Annotated in this window: 24 protein-coding genes; 5 read left to right on the forward strand and 19 right to left on the reverse strand. The window is 35.0% G+C overall.

Features of this window, described 5'->3' with window-relative positions; genetic code table 11:
- Positions 1–147 precede the first annotated feature (147 nt).
- The 3 genes from BMX10_RS07460 to BMX10_RS07470 all read right to left on the reverse strand — a co-directional run bounded on the left by BMX10_RS07460 (position 148) and on the right by BMX10_RS07470 (position 3,066).
- Positions 148–1,359 carry an aspartate aminotransferase family protein gene (locus BMX10_RS07460; RefSeq protein WP_244272664.1) on the reverse strand — a complete coding sequence of 404 codons (1,212 nt, stop codon included), beginning with the start codon at positions 1,357–1,359 and terminating at the stop codon, positions 148–150.
- 168 nt (positions 1,360–1,527) lie between these two features.
- The gene (locus BMX10_RS07465; protein WP_090441754.1) at positions 1,528–2,229 is read right to left on the reverse strand and encodes a metallophosphoesterase; all 702 of its coding nucleotides are present in this window, start codon (positions 2,227–2,229) and stop codon (positions 1,528–1,530) included.
- A 33-nt stretch (positions 2,230–2,262) separates the two neighbouring features.
- A complete protein-coding gene (locus BMX10_RS07470) occupies positions 2,263–3,066 on the reverse strand; it encodes a GTP diphosphokinase (protein ID WP_090441757.1) in 804 nt (267 codons plus the stop codon).
- Between the two features lie 394 nt (positions 3,067–3,460).
- Here BMX10_RS07470 and BMX10_RS07475 point away from each other — a divergent pair, with 394 nt between their 5' ends.
- On the forward strand, positions 3,461–3,691 hold the full coding sequence (locus BMX10_RS07475) for an Rdx family protein (RefSeq protein ID WP_090441760.1): 231 nt from the start codon (positions 3,461–3,463) through the stop codon (positions 3,689–3,691).
- 32 nt (positions 3,692–3,723) lie between these two features.
- Here BMX10_RS07475 and BMX10_RS07480 read toward each other — a convergent pair whose 3' ends face one another.
- Together BMX10_RS07480 and BMX10_RS07485 are read right to left on the reverse strand one after the other, a co-directional pair.
- Positions 3,724–4,146, reverse strand: a complete 423-nt coding sequence (locus BMX10_RS07480; RefSeq protein ID WP_090441763.1) for a P-loop NTPase family protein — start codon at positions 4,144–4,146, stop codon at positions 3,724–3,726.
- Positions 4,147–4,295: 149 nt separating this feature from the next.
- Positions 4,296–5,261, reverse strand: a complete 966-nt coding sequence (locus tag BMX10_RS07485) for a tRNA modification radical SAM protein MnmL/YtqA (RefSeq protein ID WP_090441766.1) — start codon at positions 5,259–5,261, stop codon at positions 4,296–4,298.
- A 288-nt stretch (positions 5,262–5,549) separates the two neighbouring features.
- On the opposite strand from BMX10_RS07485, the gene BMX10_RS07490 reads away from it, so the two are divergent.
- Together BMX10_RS07490 and BMX10_RS07495 are read left to right on the forward strand one after the other, a co-directional pair.
- On the forward strand, positions 5,550–5,897 hold the full coding sequence (locus tag BMX10_RS07490) for a P-II family nitrogen regulator (RefSeq protein WP_090441768.1): 348 nt from the start codon (positions 5,550–5,552) through the stop codon (positions 5,895–5,897).
- A gap of 42 nt (positions 5,898–5,939) precedes the next feature.
- Positions 5,940–7,196, forward strand: a complete 1,257-nt coding sequence (locus BMX10_RS07495; RefSeq protein ID WP_090441771.1) for an ammonium transporter — start codon at positions 5,940–5,942, stop codon at positions 7,194–7,196.
- Positions 7,197–7,285: 89 nt separating this feature from the next.
- Here BMX10_RS07495 and BMX10_RS07500 read toward each other — a convergent pair whose 3' ends face one another.
- The 4 genes from BMX10_RS07500 to BMX10_RS07515 all read right to left on the reverse strand — a co-directional run bounded on the left by BMX10_RS07500 (position 7,286) and on the right by BMX10_RS07515 (position 10,329).
- Entirely contained in the window at positions 7,286–7,675 is a 390-nt protein-coding gene (locus BMX10_RS07500) for an adenine nucleotide alpha hydrolase family protein (RefSeq protein WP_090441774.1), read from the reverse strand.
- 220 nt (positions 7,676–7,895) lie between these two features.
- A complete protein-coding gene (locus BMX10_RS07505; protein WP_090441777.1) occupies positions 7,896–8,696 on the reverse strand; it encodes a LysM peptidoglycan-binding domain-containing protein in 801 nt (266 codons plus the stop codon).
- A 392-nt stretch (positions 8,697–9,088) separates the two neighbouring features.
- Positions 9,089–9,277: a DUF378 domain-containing protein gene (locus tag BMX10_RS07510; RefSeq protein ID WP_090441780.1), complete on the reverse strand. Its 189-nt coding sequence runs from the start codon at positions 9,275–9,277 to the stop codon at positions 9,089–9,091.
- Positions 9,278–9,387: 110 nt separating this feature from the next.
- Positions 9,388–10,329 (reverse strand): phosphoglycerate dehydrogenase, encoded by a 942-nt coding sequence (locus BMX10_RS07515; RefSeq protein WP_090441783.1) that lies wholly within the window; start codon positions 10,327–10,329, stop codon positions 9,388–9,390.
- A gap of 204 nt (positions 10,330–10,533) precedes the next feature.
- On the opposite strand from BMX10_RS07515, the gene BMX10_RS07520 reads away from it, so the two are divergent.
- Positions 10,534–11,016, forward strand: a complete 483-nt coding sequence (locus BMX10_RS07520; protein WP_090441786.1) for an HD domain-containing protein — start codon at positions 10,534–10,536, stop codon at positions 11,014–11,016.
- Between the two features lie 120 nt (positions 11,017–11,136).
- Here the strand turns inward: BMX10_RS07520 and BMX10_RS07525 are convergent, their stop codons facing one another.
- Positions 11,137–12,744 carry a peptide chain release factor 3 gene (locus BMX10_RS07525; RefSeq protein ID WP_090441789.1) on the reverse strand — a complete coding sequence of 536 codons (1,608 nt, stop codon included), beginning with the start codon at positions 12,742–12,744 and terminating at the stop codon, positions 11,137–11,139.
- Positions 12,745–12,848: 104 nt separating this feature from the next.
- Entirely contained in the window at positions 12,849–14,021 is a 1,173-nt protein-coding gene (locus BMX10_RS07530; RefSeq protein WP_090441792.1) for an NAD(P)-dependent malic enzyme, read from the reverse strand.
- A 313-nt stretch (positions 14,022–14,334) separates the two neighbouring features.
- Here BMX10_RS07530 and BMX10_RS07535 point away from each other — a divergent pair, with 313 nt between their 5' ends.
- Positions 14,335–15,375: a DUF4236 domain-containing protein gene (locus tag BMX10_RS07535; RefSeq protein WP_090441795.1), complete on the forward strand. Its 1,041-nt coding sequence runs from the start codon at positions 14,335–14,337 to the stop codon at positions 15,373–15,375.
- Positions 15,376–15,754: 379 nt separating this feature from the next.
- On the opposite strand, the gene BMX10_RS07540 is transcribed toward BMX10_RS07535, so the two are convergent.
- The 8 genes from BMX10_RS07540 to BMX10_RS07575 all read right to left on the reverse strand — a co-directional run bounded on the left by BMX10_RS07540 (position 15,755) and on the right by BMX10_RS07575 (position 23,207).
- Entirely contained in the window at positions 15,755–16,702 is a 948-nt protein-coding gene (locus BMX10_RS07540; RefSeq protein WP_090441798.1) for a DMT family transporter, read from the reverse strand.
- A gap of 25 nt (positions 16,703–16,727) precedes the next feature.
- On the reverse strand, positions 16,728–17,234 hold the full coding sequence (locus tag BMX10_RS07545) for a flavodoxin family protein (RefSeq protein WP_090441801.1): 507 nt from the start codon (positions 17,232–17,234) through the stop codon (positions 16,728–16,730).
- Between the two features lie 360 nt (positions 17,235–17,594).
- Positions 17,595–17,810 carry a 4Fe-4S dicluster domain-containing protein gene (locus tag BMX10_RS07550; RefSeq protein ID WP_090441804.1) on the reverse strand — a complete coding sequence of 72 codons (216 nt, stop codon included), beginning with the start codon at positions 17,808–17,810 and terminating at the stop codon, positions 17,595–17,597.
- An 18-nt stretch (positions 17,811–17,828) separates the two neighbouring features.
- The gene (gene hgcA, locus BMX10_RS07555) at positions 17,829–18,986 is read right to left on the reverse strand and encodes a mercury methylation corrinoid protein HgcA (RefSeq protein ID WP_252989030.1); all 1,158 of its coding nucleotides are present in this window, start codon (positions 18,984–18,986) and stop codon (positions 17,829–17,831) included.
- 163 nt (positions 18,987–19,149) lie between these two features.
- Entirely contained in the window at positions 19,150–19,710 is a 561-nt protein-coding gene (locus BMX10_RS07560) for a helix-turn-helix domain-containing protein (RefSeq protein ID WP_090441810.1), read from the reverse strand.
- A gap of 191 nt (positions 19,711–19,901) precedes the next feature.
- Positions 19,902–20,420 (reverse strand): peptidylprolyl isomerase, encoded by a 519-nt coding sequence (locus tag BMX10_RS07565; protein ID WP_090441813.1) that lies wholly within the window; start codon positions 20,418–20,420, stop codon positions 19,902–19,904.
- Positions 20,421–20,535: 115 nt separating this feature from the next.
- Positions 20,536–21,018 carry a ribonuclease H-like YkuK family protein gene (locus tag BMX10_RS07570; RefSeq protein WP_090441816.1) on the reverse strand — a complete coding sequence of 161 codons (483 nt, stop codon included), beginning with the start codon at positions 21,016–21,018 and terminating at the stop codon, positions 20,536–20,538.
- 377 nt (positions 21,019–21,395) lie between these two features.
- Complete coding sequence (locus BMX10_RS07575) at positions 21,396–23,207, reverse strand: MutS family DNA mismatch repair protein (protein WP_090441819.1); 1,812 nt, start codon at positions 23,205–23,207, stop codon at positions 21,396–21,398.
- Positions 23,208–23,255 lie beyond the last annotated feature (48 nt).

Raw genomic sequence — 23,255 nt, forward strand, 5'->3', positions numbered from 1 at the left:
GACTATTATTGAAGTGCCTCCCAAGTGTTAGATATAAAAACTAACATTTGGAGGCATACTTGATATTTAGTCGCTTCTTTTCATCTTTCTAACCTGATACCCTCTGCTATAGAATGAATGAGGGTGCTCAAGTGACACAAATCTTATTTATTTCATTTTTACTCCATATCTTATTAAAATTTCCTCCATGGATTTTTCTAATAACTCTATCATTTTATCGATATGATTCTCCGCCACAATTAATGGAGGTAACAAACGTATGGTTCTTTCATCTCTTTCCCTAATGATTAAACCATTACTTCGACAAAGCTTTGTTAGTTCAGAGGCTTTTTCAATAGCAAAATCAAAGGCAATCATTAATCCCCTACCTCGGATTTCTGTAATATATCCCTTCATTTTTAGGTTTTCTAGTCTCTGCTTAATAACTTCTCCCATTTTCATGGCGTTATCTGAAAGCCTCTTATCTACAACTTCTTTTACTACCGCCAGGCCCACTGCCATGGCTAATGGTTGCCCTACATAGGTTCCTCCTTGATCCCCTCGTTCAAAAATGTTCAATTCTTTTTTCGTTAACATAGTTGATAGAGGAAAGCCTCCACCTATACCTTTTGCTAGGGTCATTATGTCTGGTTCTATATTGTATTGCTCATATGCAAAGAGAGTCCCTGTGCGCCCGATGCCCGTTTGAACTTCATCAAAAATCAAGAGGGTGTTGGTTTCATCACATACTTTTCTCAGCTGTTGTATGTAGTCATAATCCATTTCACAAATACCCCCTTCGCCTAATATGGGCTCTAGCATTACAGCACAGGTTTCTTCATCAATAGCTGCCTTCATAGCCTGGATGTCATTCCTGGATACATGTGTAAAGCCCACTACCTTTGGTTCAAACTTTTCTTTCCAGCTCAATTTTCCTGTAGCCGACATCATGGCTAAGGTTCTCCCATGAAATCCCTTCTTTAGAGCTACTATTTTATAGGCACCGTTCTTATACTTTTGACCATACTTTCTAGCCAGTTTCAAGGCAGCTTCATTTGCCTCTGAACCTGAGGAACCAAAAAACGCCATATCAAAACAGGAGTGCTTAGCTAAATATTGAGCAAATTCTACCATAGGTTTATTGTAAAAGGAGGGACTGGCATTAACTAAAGTCTCTGATTGCTCTTTTAAAGCCTCCTGTATTACCTTTGGAGAATGTCCTAAGGAGGTCACTGCCCACCCCCCTAAAAAATCTAAATATATATTCTCTTCTGTGTCCCATAAATACATGCCTTCACCTTTTTCCATGATTATATCTGGAAATTCATTGATATCTAAAATATGTTCCTTTGCTGCTTTTAACATTTCTTTACTTCTCACTTTTACACCTCCAATAATATTTTCCAATGAAAATAGATTATTTCCACACTAATAAATCCAGTGTTTTACATATAAATTAGATACCCTTGTCTTCTTTTTTTCAATCATATTATGATGGCACAGCCATTTCATTCTCTGAGCATAAAAATAAAACAAACCAAAAGCTATTTAGCTTTTGGTTTGTTTTATTTTTAGTAGTTGAAAATCTAAGTAATCACAGGATACTAAATGATAGGTAGTCTCATTGTGGGGTCCCATTAACCCGGCACCATAGGCATCCTCTCCATGGAGATGACCATAGACGACAATTTCTACGTCATAAGCCTTGAATACCTCTGTAAATAAGGAAGGTTCCTTCTCATCATTTGTAGGTGGATAGTGCAGCATCCCTATATATTTTTTATAGCCAGCGGCTTTGGCTGCTTCTAAGGATAACCTTAAGCGGTGTATCTCCCTGTGATAAATCTTTTCATCCCTTTGAGAAAATTTGTTGCTATTTGGAGTAATCCAGCCTCTTGTACCACATATAGCATAATCCTCATAAACAAAATAATTATTTTGTATAAAATGCATATTGGAAAAGGTACTATTTAGTATAGAGATGGAACTCCACCAATAGTCATGGTTTCCTTTGATTAGAATTTTCTTGCCAGGCAATTTTTCTATCCATTGTAAGTCCGCCATTGCTTCTTGCATATTCATTCCCCACGAGATATCCCCTGGAATCAAAACTGTATCCTCAGCTCTTACAGTATCCCACCAGCTTTGTCTAATCTTTTCATGGTGATTTTCCCAGTGGGGTCCAAATATATCCATGGGCTTATCTACATAATTACTTAAATGTAGGTCGCCGATTGCATATAATGCCATATTTTCACCTATCTTTTTAAAAGCTTAACGTTATTATTCATAATCATCATGCTTTTCCATTAGTTTACTGATTTCTTTGTCTAGGGTTTTTAATTCCATTGTGTCGCCCTTTTCCCAAAGCTTATAAAATCTCTCTTGGTACCTATCGGCTTCTTCTACCTTTTCAGCTATGTATAGTGACTGTATACTTTGTAATATACTAGAAACGATATTGGATCGAACCTCAAAAACTTTTTGTGCCTGTCTAATCTCATGCCTAATCTCTGACATTTCTTGGTCAAGCTTGAAAGCGGCATCTGCTGCTTTTTTTAACCTGGCTTCTATATGATCAGGAATCAACTGTTTGTATTTATATTTTAAGGAATGCTCAATAATAGCCCAAAAGTTCATTGCTAATGTTCTAATCTGTATTTCTGCCAGTATGGTTTTGGGTCCCAATGCTGTATGAATTGGATATTTAATCACCATATGATAGCTTCTATACCCGCTATCTTTATAGTTATTAATATAGTCTTTTTCTAAAATAATTTCTAAATCTTCTCCATCTCTATCCCTTATATAATCCACCACAGTATAAATATCTTCAACAAATTGGCACATAATCCTTATCCCTGCTATATCCTCGATTTTATCAGCAATCTCATCAGGATTTACTTCTAGCTTACGTGCTTTTTCTAAAATACTAGATACCTTCTTGACTCTACCAGTTACAAATTCAATAGGCGAATATTCCCCGATAGTTCGAAGCTCATTTCTAATACTCTTAAATTTTACCTTTAGCTCTTCTACAGCATGTTCATAAGGAATCAGAAATCTTTTCCATTCTATGTTCTCCATAGTCTCACCCCATTACCTTCTTACAATGTCAGTTCCCAAGCTGAAGTTTAAATTTCCTTATCTATTATATCATTATTTCACAAATTTTGTAATTTATAATTATTATATTTCCCATCTATTGTAATTATAGTAGCAGCTTTAGCAATACAACAAGAAAAAAACTATTAACCCATAGTCGTTATTCTTCTTCAATTCTTTTCGAAAAATATAGTAAGCTACATTCATAATACTATTTCGTTAGCCTCCTTTACTATTTTACGAGGTAACAGCCTTAACAGATTTTGATGATTATTCATTTACATAAAGGGGTACTATATTTAATAGATAATTTCTATAGAAATGTCATCTATTTATAGAAATCTTGAATAATAAGATTCTTAAAGGAGGAAATAAAATGGCTGCTAAAAAAATAACTATTGAATATTGTACTGGGTGAGGTTACTTACCAAAGGCCTTGGATATGGTCGAAAAAATCTTAAGTGCATACAAAAACGAGGTAACTGCTCTAACACTAATCCCTTCTTCTGGAGGTGTGTTTGAAGTAACCTCAAATGACCAACTGATTTTTTCAAAGAAAGAGGAAGGTCGTTTCCCAGAGTTTAAAGAATTAACCCCTAAAATATAGCATGATTGCCTCTATATTTTAGGGGTTTTCCTTTACTTAAGGGGCTGTATCATATATTTATTTAAGAAATCAGGTAACTCTTCTTGATTGCCACTAAAAGTAAAAACAAAATTGACATTGTATTTCATTTCTAGTTTATCCAACCTAGCAAATAAATCTTTCAATTCTTCTAATGGTACTCCTGTGATTTTTTGCGCTCCATCAATATAGATAGTTTCTATATCATAATTTGATGCGATAACACCGCATATAAACCCATAAAATGATTCTATACCACTAATATGATACTCTTTAATCCCCATGAACCTAATTTTATAATCTATTTGAAACATGTGGCTATTATCTACATCTACAAAAACTAGATGCCCTTTAGCCTTTTTAATAGCTTCATTTGCATCATGAATCAAAGTCCTTGTTTTTCCACTTCCTTTTTCTCCAACAATTAACTTTATCATCTGAACATCTCCTTTACTTTAATCCTTTAATTCATCTCATCCACTATCCACTAATTTTATTCTCCTTTAAAATATTCTATAAATTCAGACATTTTCCTGCATATTTTTCATTTTTTCTTATGAAATTTTTACAAAAAAAGACCTTTGTCCTATTGGGAAAATTCATTTTGTTTTACAGCTTTTCCACCTAAATAATCTGCTTTTTTCCCTTGGTACCTATGATTTTTTTCCATTTCCTCATGTATTTCATCTCTAATCCTCCACCAGCTCATGTTCCAGTTTACAAAGATGCTATTTTCTTCAGGAGCTCTACCAATCAGGCGTTGTACGATAATGCTGGGATCTAAAAATTCTAAAAAGGTCATCACCCTATCTTTGTATTCCTCAACTGAAATCAACTGAAATTCTCCTCTTTTATACATTTCTCCCATGACGGTACCCTCCACCAGGTATAGTGCATGCAGCTTTACCTGGTGAATTTTTAAGGCAGAAATAATTTTAGCATTTTCTATTACGTCCTCTTTATGATCCCATGGCAAATTCAGTATCAAATGGGTGCATATTTCAAAGTCATATTTTTTTATCAGTAGTACAGCATCGATAAATTCTGCCAGGGTATGTCCTCTGTTTATTTTATTTAAGGTATGATAGTTTACAGTCTGTAAGCCCAGTTCTATAGAAATCGTAACATCATATTCTTCTTGTATTTTTTTCAACACTTGAAGATATTCTTCTCCAATGCAATCTGGTCTTGTGGAAATAGCAATTTCTACAACATTATCAATCAATGCCTCCTGTATGTACTTTTGAAAAGTTTCTAATGGTAGGTAAGTATTGGTAAAATTTTGGAAATAGGCAATGAATTTCTCTGCTTTATACTTTTTCTTTACTCCTATCATATTTTTTTCTAGCTGTTCTCTAACCCCTAGATGATTGGATAGGCTTTCAAATCCTGTCCCTACTTCAGCACAGAATGTACAACCACCCTCCCCTAATTTCCCATCTCTATTGGGACAGGTTACAGGAAGATTAATCGGCAGCTTATAGACTTTTTCTCCGTATTTATCCTTTAGATATTTAGCATAAGTATTATAAATTAAGATGTCCTTTGTCATGAAAACCTTCCTTTTTTCATTTATTGCAGCTAATTATAGCTGATGATTATATATTAAGTATATCATTTTCATGACTATTTTATCTACTATAGCCGTTTATCGCTATTTTTATGTCTATTTATAAATTTTAAAAAATTCAAAAAATATCTTGCATACTTTTTACTTTTCCCTTATAATGTTTATCATAATAAATTTAATAACCAATGGGCAAAGGCGCTCACATCAAAGGGAATTTACTGTTCTCTCTGAAGTGAGGGCTTTTTTTTGTTGGTAAAGGAGGTGAATTTGATGAGTGATTTAGTAAAAATCGAGATTATTACTAGACAGAAAAAATTTGAGGAGTTAAAGGAAGCATTAAATAGTATAGGGGTAGCAGGAATGACAGTAACACAGGTATTAGGTTGCGGCCTACAAAAAGGCAAAACTGAGATCTATCGAGGAGCATCCTACAGCATTGATCTATTGCCAAAGGTAAAAATAGACATGGTAGTTCCTGATAGTTCTACTGATGAAATCATTTCTATTACTAAAAAGGTTTGTGCTACAGGAACCATTGGAGATGGAAAGATTTTTGTTTCTCCTGTTGCAAAAGTTATTCGTATCCGTACTGGAGAGGAAGGTCCGGATGCATTATAAAATGTTTGGTACTTATTATTGGTTTATGAAGGAGGTTTTCTTATGGAAACACATGAATTTGTTACGGCAATTGATACGATTTGGGTTTTACTAGCAGCAGCTCTGGTATTTTTTATGCAAGCAGGGTTTGCTATGGTAGAAACAGGTTTTACTAGATCTAAAAACGCAGGAAATATTATTATGAAAAACCTAATGGACTTTTCTATTGGTTCTTTAACCTATTGGATCGTAGGATTCAGTATTATGTTTGGCATTTCCAGTAATGGCTTTATAGGCAATATGAATCTTTTGTCCACTGGAAGCTTTGAGCATCTAGGCTTAACAGTACCTAAAGAGGCTTTTTTAATTTTTCAAACTGTTTTCTGTGCTACTGCTGCCACCATCGTTTCAGGAGCAATGGCAGAAAGAACTAAGTTTAATGCTTATCTGATTTATAGCTTTTTTATTAGTTTAATTATCTATCCCGTTGTGGGTCATTGGACCTGGGGTGGAGGCTGGTTAGATGGATTAGGATTTATGGACTTTGCAGGCTCTACTGTTGTTCACTCTGTAGGTGGCTGGTCTGCTTTGATGGGAGCATGGATCATCGGTCCACGTATTGGAAAGTATACTAAGGATGGTAAGGCTATAGCTATCCCTGGACATAGTTTAACCTTAGGGGCTTTAGGCGTATTTATTCTTTGGTTAGGTTGGTTTGGTTTTAACCCTGGTTCTACCTTGTCAGGTATGGCTTCCAATGATATCGCTCATATTTTTGTTACAACGAATCTAGCCGCTGCTGCCGGGGCCTTCATCACCATGGTTATTACTTGGCTCCGTTATGGCAAACCTGATGTTAGTATGACTTTAAATGGTGCTTTAGCTGGATTAGTAGGCATTACTGCTGGAACAGACGTAGTAAGTGCTGTTGGCTCAGTAGCTATAGGATTGATTGCGGGGGTAACCGTGGTTTTTGGAATTGAATTTATTGATAGAGTGTTAAAGGTAGATGACCCTGTCGGAGCTATTGGAGTACATGGTATATGTGGTGCTGTTGGTACTGTTTCTGTAGGATTATTTGCAGTTGATGGCGGGTTATTCTATGGCGGTGGTTTACAGTTATTATTTGTTCAAGTCCTAGGGGTATTTGCAGTAGCATTATGGACACTTGCCACCTCCTTTATCGTATTCAAGACGATAGACAGTACTATTGGTCTTCGTGTGCCTGAGGAAGAGGAGGTTAAAGGATTGGATATAGAAGAGCATGGTATTGAAAGCTATGCAGATTTTCAAGTGAAGGGTATCTCCATGACAAACTAATCTTTAGTGATGGATACAAAACCCCCTTAAAGATACTTAGAATGATTATTCTAGGCTGTATACTTTAAGGGGGATTTTTTCTTTTTCTATTAATCTGTAGAAATAATTTTTAAATCAACATCCTCACTTATTTTTTTACTTAACTTTACAATAACATTGTTGTCAGCAGATTTTTCTTTGGACTCTCCCAATACAACTGTTTTAATATCATGTTTTTCACAAAAGTCTAAGATGCTCTTTACCACTTCTGAGGATCTTAATACTGTCATATGTGCCCCAACTTCTTTGGATATATCAAATAAATAATCTAGTGCTTCTCCTTCTTTCGAATTGCCTAGTATATTCCATCCCATAGGTGCAACATGTACCACAAAAATGTCGCCCCCCTGCTTTTCTTGTATTCTAACACCTGTCTTTATCAATCTTGCACAGGTTTTTTGTTGGGTTACACAGATCATTATATTCTGATTTTCTGCCATATCTGTACCCCTTTCTAATTTGTTCCTTTTTTCCTTTAAGGTTATTTGCAATTTTTTTTAGATACTTCACAACCTTTCCTATTATATTATACTATAAATAATATGTAAATGAATAAATCATAAATAATTGTTGGAAAAGAATCAAACTCCTTTTTCTCAAAAATCGTAACAAAAACCCTATATTTTACTGGATTACAGGGTTTTTGTTTTTATCATAGTATTATGTTACTAGCCTTCCCCTCAGTACAACAGGTCCACTTGGTGTAGCTGGTACAGGTTTGGGTTCAGCTGTAACAATTATTTCATCATAGCCTGCTAGTGTTCCAGTGGTTGTGCCATATCCCGCTAGTATTCCTGGTAACGTTGTATCCTTCAGTGTAACTCTAAAGTATTTTTCTGTATCTCTATCAACAACCCAAGCATAGTAACAATGCCATTGATCACCTAGTTCAGAAATTTTTGGTAAACCAAAGGTGGAAATCCATAAGGTAGGGTCTGGTACATTAACGAAGGCAGTAGCGCCTAAAACATTTTGTATTTGAGGTGTCAGCAATACTCTATAAATACCCGTGGGTAATGGAATATCTGGTACAGGTATGCAAATTCTTTGGCCCACCTCTAGGACATTTGGATCTGCTACTTGAGGATTGGCTGCAATAAGACGTTGTAGTGTCACCCCAAATCTTCTGGCAATATTAAACATGGTATCGCCTCGTTGTACAATATATATTGTACCGTCAGGACAGAAGACATCTGGTGGTGTTGGTGGTGTTATTTCTGCAGGTACACATATCCTTTGACCTACATAGATAACATTTGGATTTGTAATCTGTGGATTTACCTCTATCAGACCTGTAAGACTGATACCATATCGATTGGCTATCCGAAACATTGTATCCCCCGGTTGAATGGTATATATAGTTCCTCCTGGACAGGCAGGTGGCTCTGGCACTGGTACTGGTGGTACTTGCTGGTTCATCATTGGTGGCATATTGTTGGCTCCTCCATAATTATGATACATAATTATCCTCCTTTTATTTTCTCAATACCATTATATGCCAGCAGCTTTTTTTGGTTAAACTTTCATAATCACAAATCCCATAACAAAGTTGACTTCGTCAATTTGTTTTCGCTGGATGAAACAACTAAGCGATCAGCACAATTTAGCAAGCTAAATTGGCTGCCTGCTTATAAGGGGACTTAGTCCCCCTTCGACGCCTGCTATCGCAGCCTGAGCACCCCCTTTAAACCAGCGAGGGGAATCCCCTCTGCACTCCCCATGTCTAGGAAATTAAAAACCATAATTTCCTAGACATAAGAAAAAACAGGGTATATTTCCCTGTTTTCTTATTCATGAATAGATAGCTTATCTATTTCTATCTGTGGTATACTTAACCCTTTATCTATTGCCGTCTATCGTCGCAGGATCAACATGATTAGTGTGTATACTCCTGAAAGACCTATTAAAGTATAAATGATTCTACTTATCAATGATGACTGTCCTCGGAATATTTTTGCCACTAAGTCTAATTGAAATAATCCGACCAAGCCCCAATTTAAGGCGCCTATAATAATAAGTATTAAAGCTATCCAGGTTAACAAAATAGTCCCTCCTCTTTTAAAATATCCTGATTATATCGTTATTTCATATATATGAGGATAGACCTTTTGTTATGCCTTAAACTTGTATAAGTTATTGAAAGGACAAGGGGTTAATAGCCCTTGACAATATCTACTTGATTAAATAAGGATTCTTTTTCAATGTATCTTTTCATATTTTCATAGATAATCCTAAACCTTCTTTCATTCCTCATCTCAGAAATCCAAGAAGTGTGGGGTGTAACAAGGACACGATCCATTTCCCATAAAGGACTGTCTGCTGGTAATGGCTCCTTTTCAAATACATCTAAAGCTGCACCTAGTAAGTTACCTTCCTTTAAATGCTGAATAAGTGCATCTTCATCTATAATACTGCCTCTTGATACATTGATCAAAACAGCATCTTTTTTCATGGAATTTAATCTTTCTTTATTGATAAGATGATGGGTAGCGGAGGTGTATGGAATAGTTAATACCACCACATCACACTCTCCTAATACCTCATCCAGCTTATCAATAGCATAGCATTTATCAAAGTATTGTACCTTTGTGCCTTTGGTATTTACTCCAATAACATGGGCTTCAAAGCCTTGAAGTCTTTTGGCTGACTCTGTGGCTATGCTTCCAGTTCCAATAAACCCAATACGCTTTCTATATAGCTCTAGAAGATTTGTGTTCATTTTCCACTTCTTTTGTTGCTGTTGCTGATATAGCTTATAGGACTCTTTGTATATTTCTAAAATCTTCAAAAGAATCCACTCCCCCATAGGAATGCTGTATCCACCTTTATTATTGGTAACCAAGATCCCCTTCTCAACAGATACTTCCTTAGGTAGTTGGTCAATGCCAATACTGGACAGCTGAATCCATTTTAAATTTGGCATTTTGCTTATATCTAAGGTGTTAAATGGGTTGTAGCATACCAACACCTCTACATCTTCCATCTCTTGACTATATTCAATCGTTTTTTCGTCAACTATCATTACATCATAGCCTAGATTTTTAATGGACTCCATCTTTTCTTTACCATAATCGTATGTAAATAACGCTTTCATTTAAACCACTCCTTGAGAATTTTTCTAATCCAACTTTTATATACTACCTCTTATATTACCTTAATTTATATCATAATTCTATGGTGTCATCCTATCACTTAAATCTATACCCATAAATCATAAATATAATTTAGTATTTGTATTTCTTAGGTTTTTCTGTAAAATAATATATATAACCCACTATAAAACTAAGGAGCCTTCAACATGCTTTATAGAGTAAAACAATTTTTTCAAGGTTTAACTGCTAAGATTTATGATAAAGATATTGCCTTTATCAAAGAGTATTTATCTCCTCAAGAACAAGAGCTTTTCTTCCAATTGCGGAAAAGTGAGCAAAGACATAGTTTAAATGTTGCTTATGGCTGTTACTCAGAAGCTCCTGAAAATACCTCCCTGATTAAAGCCGCCCTATTACATGATATTGGAAAAATAGGCAGTAACTTGACTTTAATCAATAAATCCTTTGTGGTGATTGCTAAAAACCTTAATCTTAAAGAAAACATGACTCCAGCTTTTTTAAATAAAGCTCTGTACTATAAAAATCATCATGGAGAGCTGGGTTATGAGATGCTTTTAAAGCTAGGTCTAGAGGAAAAAATCTTGTTGTTGGTAAAAAACCATCATAATACTGATTTCCATACTATGGAGGAAATGAAGATACTACAGTATTATGATGATTACTATTAAAAAAGCATCTTCTTGAATGGGGGTAGGGGATTTTATCCCCTACAACCCCTTTCTTAGATGAAGCTCTTTACTTTACAAAAAAGAGAGAATCTTTATTATTGTAAGATTCTCTCTTTGCATTTACTTTTCAATCGTGTCTTTTTTTAGAATACTCTTTAGTACTGCACCTTGATTACGTTCCTCTACTTTTTGTATGGACCATTCATTCTCAAAAAGAACCACAGGTTTTTCTTCTTTATCTTCAACAATCAAGCTGTCCATGGTTAAACTAAATCGATCAAAATCAAAGCCCTCTTGTTCTATCCAACGGATAAATTTATAGGATAGTGTCTGCATTTTAATTTCTACTCCGTATTCTCTTTCTAGACGATATTGCAATACTTCAAATTGAAGGACTCCAACTACACCTACGATCAATTCCTCCACACCTACATGAGGTCTTTTAAATACTTGAATAGCACCTTCTTCAGATAATTGCTCAATCCCTTTTAGAAATTGTTTCCTCTTCATAGAGTCTTTTGCATAAACCTTAGCGAAATGCTCTGGTGCAAAGACTGGAATACCTTCATACTGAATCTTAGAATTATCTTGGCATAAGGTATCACCGATGTTAAATATCCCTGGATCATGGACCCCAATAATATCTCCAGGATACGCTTCCTCTACTACAACTCTATCCTGTGCTAAAAACTGCTGTGGCTGTGCTAGTTTAATGCTTTTATTTATACGGACATGATTTACAGCCATTCCTTTTTGGAATTTACCGGAGCAGATACGAATAAAGGCAATTCTATCTCGGTGGGCTGGATTCATATTTGCCTGAATCTTAAATACAAATCCTGTGAAATTATCACTTTCAGGATCGACCTCACCATATTGACTATTTCTAGGGGTTGGTGGAGTTGTCATTTCTAAAAATGCTTCTAGAAAAGGTCTCACACCAAAGTTTGTCATAGCACTTCCAAAAAAAACTGGTGTCAGTTCACCTTTTAATACTTTATTTAGGTCAAAATTATCTCCTGCTACATCTAGGAGCTCTATTTCCTCCATCAACTGCTGATGTTTATTGGTTCCTAATAAATCTTGAAAAACATCATCATTCACATCACCGATTACTGATTCTACAATTGTTTGTCCATGCTTTCCTTCACTAAAAACTTCTATCTGAGATTTTGAACGATTATAGACACCTTTAAAATCACCATCTGTACCAATAGGCCAATTCATCGGATAAGAACGTATCCCCAGGACATTTTCTATTTCCTCCATCAGTTCAAAGGGGTCTTTCCCAGCTCTGTCTAGCTTATTGATAAAGGTAAAAATCGGTATACCTCTCATCTTGCAAACCTGAAATAGCTTTTTTGTTTGAGCTTCCACCCCTTTAGCACAGTCAATTACCATAACAGCACTATCAGCTGCAACTAGGGTTCTATAGGTATCTTCACTAAAATCTTGATGTCCAGGGGTATCCAATATATTGATACAATAACCATTATAGTCAAACTGTAGTACACTGGAGGTAACAGAAATACCTCTTTGCTTCTCGATTTCCATCCAATCAGAGACAGCGTGTTTTTGTGCTCTTCGGGATTTTACAGAGCCGGCTAGACGAATAGCCCCTCCATATAAAAGCAATTTTTCTGTTAAGGTTGTTTTCCCTGCATCGGGATGGGATATGATGGCAAAGGTTCTTCTATTTCTCACTTGCTGTAAAAACTGCTCCTGCATTTTTTTTCCTCTTTCTATATATAAAATATTTTTGATAGCATAATACAATTGATTTTATCTTTTTGTAAAGCATCTGTCAATCAACAACAAAAAGCAGATTATCTCTACACTTTTGCTACACCAGTTTCTATTGCAGCCTTCCCTACTGCTGCCGCCACCTTTTCTACAACTCTTTGATCAAAGGCATCTGGAATAACATATTCCGGCTTTAGCTCTTTTTCTTCAATAATGCTGGCAATTGCATAAGCAGCTGCAAGCTTCATCTCTTCGTTTATATCCTTTGCTCTGACATCCAATGCACCTCTAAATATTCCTGGGAAGGCAAGTACATTATTCACTTGATTTGGAAAATCTGAACGTCCTGAGCCCACCACTTTGGCCCCCGCTTTTATGGCTAAATCCGGCATGATCTCAGGTATTGGATTTGCCATAGCAAAAATAATAGCATCCTCCTTCATACTTCTAACCATTTCTTCTGACACAGCATTGGCAGCTGATACTCCTATAAATACGTCTGCCTCCACCATAGCCGCCTTTAAATCACCTTTTCTATTGTCTTTATTGGTTTTTCCAGCCATTTCTTCTTTGCTATCATTATTGTTGGGTGATCCTGAATAAATTATCCCACTTCTATCACATAACAGGATATCCTTTGGGTTCATGTTTAATAACATATCTGTGATGGCTACACCAGCTGCTCCAGCACCATTAACAACTATGGTGGTATCCTCAATTTTTTTATTTGCTACCTTTAAAGCATTTATCAATCCAGCTATAACTACAATTGCTGTCCCGTGTTGGTCATCATGAAATACCGGTATATCTAATTCTTCCTTCAGTCTTTTTTCAATCTCAAAGCATCTAGGGGCTCCTATATCCTCTAGGTTAATACCGCCAAAGGTGGGGGCTATCATTTTCACTGTCTTGATGATTTCTTCTACATCTTTGGTATTCAAGCAAATTGGAAAAGCATCCACATTAGCAAATTCTTTAAATAAGATTGCTTTCCCTTCCATTACCGGCATCGCCGCTTCAGGTCCTATATCGCCTAAACCCAGTACTGCTGACCCGTCTGTAACAACTGCTACTAAATTGCCTTTAGAAGTATACTTATAAACATTTTCCTTATCTTCATGGATTTTTTTACAGGGTTCAGCAACACCTGGTGTATAGGCTATGCTTAGATCCTCTCGATTTTTCACTGGAGCTTTGGATATTACTTCAACTTTTCCTTTTTTTTCTTCATGGAGTATTAAGCTTTTTTCTGAAAAGTTCATTTCATCATCACCCTTATCTATAGATTTCAGTAATTATATTTTTATATAATATCACAAATCTTGTTTTTTAACACAAAATTTGTCTAAATAGGTTTAATTTCTTATATGTATGAAAAACCTATTCTATATTATACGAAATTCTTTCTTCTTCTAAAATATCAGACTAGTTTTACTATCCTAAGGCATGTAGTTCTTGCATTTAATGGGTTATTATGTAATCATAGTTTTATAGATGATTCGGCAAATATAATACCCTCATAATGTGTATCTATAGTGGGGATTTTATTCTATAACTTAAGGGAGGTAAACCACCATGGGATTAAGGTTTAGGAAAAGTGTAAATCTTGGGAAAGGTATACGATTAAATATTAGTAAAAGTGGGTTAGGAGTTAGCAGTGGTGTTAAAGGTCTGAGGATGGGTGTAGGACCCCGAGGAATCCGTACCACAGCTTCTATACCCGGTACAGGCATTTCTTATGTTAAAGAAAAATCTTTAAAACAAAGTAAATCTAGTAAAGAAAAGCGTCGTCTTGAGGTTACCAGTAAGGATCTTTATAGTCCTTATATGCCACAGGAGGTTCCTCATACATTAAGAAGCAAACAATATCATCTTCAGTCTTTATTAGGGTTAATAGGCATCGGTTTTATATTTGCAAGCTTTAAAAGCTTGTCCTTTCTCATTATTGGTCTGCTATGTATCTATGGTAAGGGAGCATGGAGAAAAAAAACAGATTTTGCCGCTAAAAACTATCAAGATGCCGTTAACTATTTTAAGACAAAAAAATATGAAGCTTGTATAGAGGCTATTGACCATGTTTTATCTCATCCTAATGCATCTCAGGATCTAAGCTTAACAAAAGCAGAATGCTGTTTAGAACTGGGTAAGCTAGAGAAGGCCTATACTATTTATAAGGATTTTTTTCACAGATTAGATACCAATAGCCTTTCTTCTTTATACTACTGGCCTCCTAAGGCTACCACCATAGCCATGGCAGTAGAGAAAGGGGATTATGACTTTGCTTTAAAACTTTTGGAGACTTTGCCTGAGGAGATAGAGGAGCACATCAACTTTCCATTATGGAAAAATTATTATAAGGGACTTTGCTTTATAGGAAAGCATCAATATGAAATTGCAGTGGAAGCCTTTAAAAATGCTATAGGAAGAAAAAGAAGAATGGAAGAACCTTATATCGATTGTCACTATTATCTTGGCGTTGCCTATGCTAAGCTAGGTAAAATGTCTTTGGCTCAGCAAAGATTTCAGAGGGTATATAGTGCCAATACATCCTATAAAGATATTGCTGCTATCATTACTGCTCTTGAGGCTGGCGATAGCATAGAAAAATTATTGTAAAGGAAGGATAGCAAATATAAAGCGCTTATGGATGTCTCAGCTTGTAGACAAACCCTACCATTTTTAAAACTATGTAAATCCGCTCAGGACCAGGGCAGGAATGAGCTTAAAGATAATCAGGAGTTTTCAAAACTCGCTTCGCTCAAACAGTTGAAAACTCTTATCTGATTATCTTACGCTCTTTTATTTTAACTTCGCTAATCATTTACTTAAGTTTGAAAAATCGGGTTTGTAAGTAAGCTTCATGCTTTGTCTTCAGTCTGAAATAGACAGCATTGATGGCTGTCTATTTATGATTCAAGCACTTATCTTCCTTTTACTATATTACTATAAAGTGCCCATCTTATTCTAAATTCTTTGTATTTATACCTGCTATCATCTATGACCGCTTTATTGCATGGAATTTTAACTCATAGTATTTATCTTGTTTTACAAAATAGTTGGTTCCCCATACCCCCAGTAAAATCATTAGAGCGCCAACCCCATGAAACCAATAGAAGGGTTCATTTCTAAAAATCACTCCAGCTATAATAGAAATTATTGTTACTAGATTTGCTAATACTGACGATTTAGTGGCTTCAATCTTTGATAACATATAATTCATCATAAAGAATGCAGTAACAGAGGATAATCCTCCTAAATATACAACAGAAATGATGGCCTTTGTATTTCTCAAAGGAACAAAGTAATCAACTAAGTTACCCTGATAGATATGCTGTGCAACTGCTATGCTAGTAAAGGTAAGAAACCCTATCCACATCATTACATAGGTAATCTCTACTGGATTAAAATATAAAGAAGATTTTCTTGATAGTATATTAAAGGCGGCGGCGGCAAAAACTGCTCCCAATAACACAAACATCCCCGCAAAGCTTTCTCCTAAATCAATATTTCCTGTCATAAAGATGATAAATATTACCCCCAGAACAGAGAAGAGCACAAAAAATGTTTGCATTTTTGTTGGTCTTTCCTGCAAAAAAATCGCTGCAAGAATTGTCGTTACGATAGGTATTACTGCAATCATCATACCGGCTTCCGAAGCTGAAGTCATATTGACGCCTAGGGTTTCACATACAAAATATAAAACTGGTTGAAATAAAGACAAAAACAACAACACATGCAGTCTTTTTCCTGCAAAATTTATTTTTATTATCCCTAATATCTGCAATGCCACTAATAGTATTACAGCAAAGGCAAACCTAAAGCTTAATAAATGAAAAGGAGCAAAAATATCTAATGCCTCTTTGGTAAATAAAAAAGAAAAACCAAAAATTATTGCTACAGCTATCCCTGCTAATATTGGTAGATATCGATTTTCATGTTCCAATTATTGTCACGTCCTTATTTTGAATTTATAGATTGTTTACAATAGTTTTTGCCCATTCCTCTGCTTTCTCAGCATTTTTTTCTTTATTCTTCTTCAAAGGATCTAGGAATTCTATTTTACCAATGACTTCATTGCTTTGTAACACTGCTTCCATATTATCAAATGTTTTTCCATTTTGTCCACCATTACAGCTAAATAATGCTACCTTTTTCTTCGTTATTTTTACAGCATCAAAAAAGGTGTTTAAAGGTGGCGCAAAGGTCCATGCCCAGACGGGGCTTCCAATAAATATCACATCATAGTCTAAAGGGTCTACGTCTAATGGACATAGCTCCGGCCTCTTTTTCATAACAACCTGACTTCCACCCCAAACATATTTCATAAAACCTTTAGAGGCTATTTCTTGTTTTGGTTTAAGCTCTAAAATATCAGCATCAATACTTCTAGCTATGGCTTCTGCAATAAATCTTGTATTCCCTTCAAAGGAATAATAGATGACTAGTTTTTTTAAGTCTATGGGTTTATTTGACATTGCTTTGCTCCTCTCTTCTCATGCAGTTTTGGGACAAATAGGTGATTGATTATCTGCATATTATCTTTTCATCTTTTAAACTAATAGCAAAAATAGTAATGCTTTTCCTTGTCTTGTTTTATCCTTTATAGTCATTATAATTCGATTATTATTGTTGGATACCTGCTTAAAAATACTCATTGAATATTTTTTCCCTCCCTATATTTTGACATTATTTTCTACAAGACTACTTTATTGTAGTTGGGAGGATTTGTTAGCCTCTTGTAACCCAGAAAAAGAAGGACTACTGAACAAGTCCTTGAAAAATCTTTAGCATGTAGGCTCACTGCCTGTAAGCCAGCCTTTTATAATGGCATAAGCTCATCCCACCCCTGCTTTTACCTCTATTGCTTCAACAGGACAGTTTTTAGAACAGGCTCCACATTCTATACAATTATCTTTCTTCTCTAAGACAACTCCGTTTATGGTCATGGCAAAAACCTCATGGGGGCAAACATCTAGACACATGCCACAGCCAATACATTTATTTTTATCAAACTTTATATTTGCAACATCTTTTATATATTGTAAAGACATCTTTATCCCTCCTCACCATCATATAAACACATCTATGATTAATAATAATAGACCTACAATAGAGGTCACTGCCATAGCAGAAACCGTCCGTACAGTTTCTCTTAATACACCTGATAAGGATGTATAGGTGGAAGAACCAGTAAAGTTTAAACCTAAAAATGTGGTGATTGAAGTCAATAATAGCATATGTCCAGTTAATACCATGGCATTATTACCATATAGGAAAATACTGTTGTTGGCTATAACAATACCACTCCAAATCAACCCCAATATCAAAGCCTTCATAGAAAACATCCTAAAGGGCAATATAGGCAGCATGGCTGCTAATCCTATTGTCCCCATCAAAATAGCACCTAAGTAGGGTAAAGTATTCATAAGGCTAAAAAACAGTAGCTCCACCGGTGTAGTATATTCACCAGAAAACAGCTGTAAAAGCATAAAGAATGTAAAGATAATGGGGCAGTATTTTAGACCATATACTGTTTCTAAGACTGACACCGTCAATCTTTCTTTTAAATGAAAGGTTACCTTTCTCATTTCTTCTGTTGCTTCATTGTTGGCTAAAAAATCTTTAATGCTTTCTGCTCTAATAGGACCATAGATTACTTTAAAGCCTGAATGCTTATAAATCTCATGGGCCACTACCCCTGATGCACCTAGCTGTGGAAGAATAATTCTTTTATGATTGACTAATTCCTCCAATTTATTTTTCTTTATCCTGAAAATAATCTCTTCCGTAGAAAAGGTACCCTTTCCAGCAGCACACCATATATTAACGCCTTTTGTATCAATAACCATCATCCACACATCTAGATCTGTCAATTCTTTTCTCAACGCATCTACCGTAAGCTTATAATTCCCTGTCACCAAAACAGGCGAATCACCCGTTGGTTTTCCCACTGCATACATCCCTATAGGAACCTTATAATTATTTCTGTTGATGCCTGCTCGAACACCTATCCCCCCCAAGGTATCCTTCATGGTTATTTGGGATTTAATAACTGGTATCTCCCCTACTGAAGAGGTGATTACGCCATCTAATGCATGCTGTATTCTTTTATTGCTAATCACTTCTTCTTTCTCATTCATTTTATTCTTAAGCTTTACTTCTAGACTAGAAGTACTATTGGATACCGGGGTTCAACAAGAATTTTTCTGTACTTCTTCTATATTCATAGGACTTTGCTCCCTTCTTAATCAAGTTCTATAAAAATTTTTATTTGCATTATATTCTATATCATTTTAACAGTATTCTTTTACTAAAGATACCCTAAATAAAAGCCTTTATACCATATTTTGATATAAAGGCTTTAAAAAGCTATTGGTAATTAGTATATGCTTAATAGATAGGGGGTGTGATAATGGTAATACCTCTTATGATTTCATCTGTGGGATTATAAAATCTATGACCAATATTTTCTTTGATATATACACTATCCCCCGACTCTAAGCAGTATTTCTTTTCCTCTAGGAAGATTTCCAGTTGTCCTTCAATAACAAAAATACATTCGTCTGCTTCGTGTGTAATATTTTCGTCGCTTGTCCATGATTTTGGTTCAAGTGTAAAGAATATGATTTCCATTTTAGGCTTTATTTTTGTATCCGACACCATAGGAGTGACAAACTCATAGATAATACTGCTTTCCGGCAAAGCTAATTTTTTTCTCTCAGATGCCCTCACCACCACAGGATCCACTGAATCATCTTGCAAAAAAGTGAACAGTGGTACGCCTAAGGCAACAGCAATCTTTCTTAAGGATGATAAGGACGGTTCAATAATGTTTCTCTCAACTTGTGATATATAACTTGCAGTAACATCTATCTCTGAAGCAAGTTCATTTAGTGTCATCCCTTTTTTATGTCTTATCTCTCGAATTCTTTTCCCCAACAAATTTATCATTCCTTCCCTCTAGGATTAATATCATCCTGACTATTACAATTAATTAATATATACTTCAATTATACTTATTTTAGCATTTATAGACATGAATCACAAGCTAGGGTCTAAAAATTTTTGTACCTTTCTATAAAATAAAAAAACAACCTTCCTCTACAGTAAAGGCTGTATCAGTCAGTTGCTTTAAATCTACTTTATACGATTTTGGGCTCTGGGTACTCCTCACCAAAAGTATCAACTGTAACTTCTTTCATTCTTTGAACTTCTAAAGGCTTATCTTGATTGTCTCTCTTGACTGCTACAATTTTTTCTGCTACTTCTACACCTTCTATTAATTTGCCAAATGCAGCATATTCTCCATCAAGATGAGGAGATTTAGCTACCATGATAAAAAACTGAGAACCTGCTGAGTTAGGATGCATAGATCTAGCCATAGAAAGCACACCCTTTTCATGCTTTAAATCGTTTTTAAAACTATTGGATGAAAACTCACCTTTGATGGAATAACCAGGTCCACCGATCCCCTTTCCCTCAGGATCTCCACCCTGGATCATAAAACCAGGAATCACTCGGTGAAAAATCACCCCATTATAAAATCCTTTTTTGATTAAGGAAACAAAATTATTTACCGTATTAGGAGCGATATCAGGATAAAGCTCTGCCTTCATTACACTTCCATCTTCCATGGTAATAGTAACAATTGGATTTTCCATCTACATCTTCCTCTCTTCTGTGATTATGGGTATATTTACCTCTTTATCCATATTACTATAGTATTTATAATAATACTAGTTTTTCATTCTACAATTTTAAAATAATTGACTATATCTAACAAACTCTACTTCCTCGCTTTGAAATCTTATCAGCAATCCCGGTAGAGGTATAGGCCTCTGGTTTTAAACAGCATCTAAATCCTGATCCTACTACCCATCCTGCTATTTCCTTGATTAAATGCTTTGTCTCTCCATTATTTCCGATATCTACATGCACCTCTAGAGAAGCATGAATACTATTATTATTAAGAAATTCCATTACCTTTGTTGCTAGCTCGATGCTATCTTGGGTTTCCCTAAATATCTTCTGTCTTATATTTCTAATCCTCTTTAGTTTTTTGATGTCATAGAAAAAGATACCGCCTTTTCCTTTGCGAACCAAAGCAATTACTGAAACCATTTTTGTATAATTATCCATATTTTGCGAATCTGTACCAACAGAAATAACATAATCTACTTCTAAATCCTTGCTGGTGTACTCTTTAATTATTTCACAAACCCCATCAAAGCTTAACTCTCCATAGGTAATGCTTTTCATTGTAACACCTCCAAGTTATTTCTGCATCTTATTTATTATATTCGATACTTTTATTTTATGTCATTCTTCCATTATTATTTAAAATCCTTTCTATTTTCCGTTAAATCTTTTTTATGCTTGTTTCTATCAATCTTAACAATTTCTTAATAGTTTCTTTAGCTTTCTTTGTAGTTTATTCATTGTATTATAATAAGCAGCTGTTATAATAATAAATATACAAAATTAAATATTCAACCAACCTGCCAACAGATTGATATATGTATAGGTTTATTGTCAATATTCATGCGATAATTACCAATATTCTTTATGTTATGTTAACCTTATTAACCTTTAAAGAATAAAACCTAACCATATTTATACAGGCAGGTTTTTTTTATTTACCCTTCAATTCCAGCCATCTTTATTAGATATAAAGCATTTCTTGTGGTGGAAACTCCAGGCCTTAGTTTATAGTCAAAATATATTTTATTATCCTTATAATATTCCTGGAAGTGATAGTTTCTTATTTTTCCATTGCTTTCTTTTTCTATTTCCCCCAGCTCAAGATCATGAGTGGATACCATCCCCATGCTGTCAAGACCATAAAGTTTATTTATCAATCGCTTAGCTCCAATATGCCTATCCTGTGAGTTGGTTCCTTTAAAAACTTCATCCAGCAGGAAAAAAACCTGACCTTCTCCTTCTGCAGCTTTTACAATTTCTTTGATTCGCAGCAGCTCTGCATAAAAGGAAGATATGCTTTTTTCTAAATTATCACTAATCCGCATGCAAGTAAATATTTTCATAAAGGAACATTGGAAATAACTGGCACAAACAGGTGCTCCGGAGTAGGCTAATACAAGATTTATACCAGCTGTTCTCAATAAGGTGCTTTTCCCTGACATGTTAGAGCCGGTGATTAATAATATCCTTGATGGCTCCATAATAGTCACATCGTTGTCTACCTGGTTATTTGTCAGCAAAGGATGCCCAAGGTTTTTTGTTTCAAAAACTGAAGGCTTCTCTGTAAACTTTGGCATTGTCCAGTGAGGATAATCAAAGCTTATACTGGCTAAGCTAGATAATGCCTCCATTTCTCCTAGGACTTCTAACCATTTTTCGATCAATCCTCCTGACTGTTCCTTCCATCTTTCTAATGCCACCATACATTGATAATCCCATAGGGTAATAATATTGATTGGTAAGAATACAAAATTACTTCTATTGGAAATGCTGTCTACTAAAGTTTCTAGTTTGTTTATCTGATGAAAGGCCTTAGTCCCTTCTTGATTAACTAAGGATTTCTGTAGATCCTTTATATATTTACTATCATAACTGGTTGTTTCAAAGTGTATTAACATTTTTCCATAGGTTTTAATATTGTTTTTGTATTGAAATACAGTATTGAGTATATGGTTTCTTTTCTTTACCTTGATAAGTAATAAGCAGATATGGATAATGATTGCTAAAATAGGAATGATTTTTGAAATCCTATGAGCACCAAAAGCTAAGAAAATAGATAATATTGTCGCTATGGGCAGCAGCTTTATCCCGAATCCTACCCACTTTTTCCTATAAAAAGGGTATTGATGTGTAGCCCAATTTAGTAGTGTAGCTTCATTTAGTTTTTTATCATTTATCCTCATAGCTTCCATCTGAAATTTTTGTCTCCACCATAGCTTTCTACTTAACTCTTTTATTGTCTCCTGTCTTTTATATAATATAGTACTGCTATGGCAAGGCTTAGTAAGGAATTCATTAAGCTTTTTTCTGCCATGATAAGTTTCAGCAGTATTTGTCCATTGGAATAAAGAGCCTTTCCCAAAAATGTCAAGATCTTGAGAGAATTGGTGGCTTTCATCTCGAAATTCTTCTCCTGTATCTTTAAATTTTGTCCATTTTCCGTGTAACCGATCCATGGCGGTTTCATTAATTCTTCTGAGGAGCTGTATACAATGGTTGAAGTTTTTTACTCTATTATATACTGCCACTAGATAAACAAATATTCCTATGAAGATAATCATACTGCTCCAAAATAGATAGTACAAATTCATCCTATTAGAAATACCTGCTACGATAATACCGGTGATGGCTGTTATTAGTCTCCAATTACCGATGTTGTTTATGGATTTCTCCAGTTCTTTCCATTTTTTATCATAATACTTCCATCGTTTTTCATAGATATGCTTTTGCTTTTTCAGAATTATCAACTCCTCTTGCTTATATCATAGCCTAAATATAAATAAAAAAGAAGACTA

Source organism: Natronincola peptidivorans (assembly GCF_900111615.1).
GTDB lineage: Bacteria > Bacillota > Clostridia > Peptostreptococcales > Natronincolaceae > Natronincola_A > Natronincola_A peptidivorans.

What these genes read in the sequence shown, in the direction of transcription:
- BMX10_RS07495 (WP_090441771.1), top strand. Translation starts at nt 5,940, where the DNA reads ATGGAAACACATGAATTTGTTACGGCAATTGATACGATTTGGGTTTTA.
- BMX10_RS07465 (WP_090441754.1), bottom strand. Translation starts at nt 2,229, where the DNA reads ATGGCATTATATGCAATCGGCGACCTACATTTAAGTAATTATGTAGAT.
- BMX10_RS07535 (WP_090441795.1), top strand. Translation starts at nt 14,335, where the DNA reads ATGGGATTAAGGTTTAGGAAAAGTGTAAATCTTGGGAAAGGTATACGA.
- BMX10_RS07545 (WP_090441801.1), bottom strand. Translation starts at nt 17,234, where the DNA reads ATGTCAAATAAACCCATAGACTTAAAAAAACTAGTCATCTATTATTCC.
- BMX10_RS07570 (WP_090441816.1), bottom strand. Translation starts at nt 21,018, where the DNA reads ATGAAAAGCATTACCTATGGAGAGTTAAGCTTTGATGGGGTTTGTGAA.
- BMX10_RS07470 (WP_090441757.1), bottom strand. Translation starts at nt 3,066, where the DNA reads ATGGAGAACATAGAATGGAAAAGATTTCTGATTCCTTATGAACATGCT.
- BMX10_RS07520 (WP_090441786.1), top strand. Translation starts at nt 10,534, where the DNA reads ATGCTTTATAGAGTAAAACAATTTTTTCAAGGTTTAACTGCTAAGATT.
- BMX10_RS07480 (WP_090441763.1), bottom strand. Translation starts at nt 4,146, where the DNA reads ATGATAAAGTTAATTGTTGGAGAAAAAGGAAGTGGAAAAACAAGGACT.
- BMX10_RS07530 (WP_090441792.1), bottom strand. Translation starts at nt 14,021, where the DNA reads ATGAACTTTTCAGAAAAAAGCTTAATACTCCATGAAGAAAAAAAAGGA.
- BMX10_RS07525 (WP_090441789.1), bottom strand. Translation starts at nt 12,744, where the DNA reads ATGCAGGAGCAGTTTTTACAGCAAGTGAGAAATAGAAGAACCTTTGCC.
- BMX10_RS07565 (WP_090441813.1), bottom strand. Translation starts at nt 20,420, where the DNA reads ATGGAAAATCCAATTGTTACTATTACCATGGAAGATGGAAGTGTAATG.
- BMX10_RS07500 (WP_090441774.1), bottom strand. Translation starts at nt 7,675, where the DNA reads ATGGCAGAAAATCAGAATATAATGATCTGTGTAACCCAACAAAAAACC.
- BMX10_RS07560 (WP_090441810.1), bottom strand. Translation starts at nt 19,710, where the DNA reads ATGATAAATTTGTTGGGGAAAAGAATTCGAGAGATAAGACATAAAAAA.
- BMX10_RS07505 (WP_090441777.1), bottom strand. Translation starts at nt 8,696, where the DNA reads ATGTATCATAATTATGGAGGAGCCAACAATATGCCACCAATGATGAAC.
- BMX10_RS07490 (WP_090441768.1), top strand. Translation starts at nt 5,550, where the DNA reads ATGAGTGATTTAGTAAAAATCGAGATTATTACTAGACAGAAAAAATTT.
- BMX10_RS07550 (WP_090441804.1), bottom strand. Translation starts at nt 17,810, where the DNA reads ATGTCTTTACAATATATAAAAGATGTTGCAAATATAAAGTTTGATAAA.
- BMX10_RS07485 (WP_090441766.1), bottom strand. Translation starts at nt 5,261, where the DNA reads ATGACAAAGGACATCTTAATTTATAATACTTATGCTAAATATCTAAAG.
- BMX10_RS07515 (WP_090441783.1), bottom strand. Translation starts at nt 10,329, where the DNA reads ATGAAAGCGTTATTTACATACGATTATGGTAAAGAAAAGATGGAGTCC.